The organism is Streptococcus mitis, assembly GCF_946190375.1.
Lineage (GTDB): Bacteria > Bacillota > Bacilli > Lactobacillales > Streptococcaceae > Streptococcus > Streptococcus mitis_CJ.
In genome coordinates, this window is record NZ_CAMIAF010000043.1 from 1 (window position 1) to 650 (window position 650).

Annotated in this window: 1 protein-coding gene; it reads right to left on the bottom strand. The window is 41.8% G+C overall.

Features of this window, described 5'->3' with window-relative positions:
- Positions 1-650, bottom strand: a 650-nt coding sequence (locus N8M09_RS10875) for a helix-turn-helix domain-containing protein (protein WP_261065190.1), incomplete at both ends; no start/stop codon positions are given.

A 650-nucleotide genomic window follows, 5' to 3' on the forward strand; every position in this document is an offset into this window, starting at 1 on the left:
AGTCTAGCGAAGATAAAGTTACAGAAAGATAGATTGAAGGTGAGTAGGACTTTACCTCCCATCCTCCCCATAACGGTATCCATTTCCAGCCAAGAGTCTAGTTGATTAAGGACTAAATAGTTTTGGAAATCCTCATAGGAACGGCCTTTTTTAGCTTCTTTAGGGATGGAAGGTAGTTTACTTTTCCGTCTTTCTTTGAATTTAACGGCTCTTGCTAGATCAATAGGAGCGATAGATAGGTACCCTTTTCGGATGTGCCGATAGACAGTTGAGGAGCTAACATCGAGGTTATGAGTTTTCAGAATATGATAGATGTGTTGTCCCTTTTTAACCCCATCAGAAATGACTTTGTCCATGTCCCAGAAGGTCTTGGAATTGAGAGGAGTTCCTTCACGAGATTCAACAAGAGTTTGTTCGTACTGCTTTTGAGCTTGCTTAGCGAGGTAGAAGATCTTCTTATAGCCACAATTCTGTCTTCTTTTAGGGCAGCCATTACAGACAAAGGGAGCCTTGTCGAGTAGAGGGCAAGGAAGGTTATCACAAGTAGATTCTCTAACCTGTCTGTTTCGTTTGACTTCTTTAGAAACAGTAGTTGGGTCTTTTAGAATGGACTGTCCAATAGCTTTGAAGGTTTCACCGCGCTCTAAGCC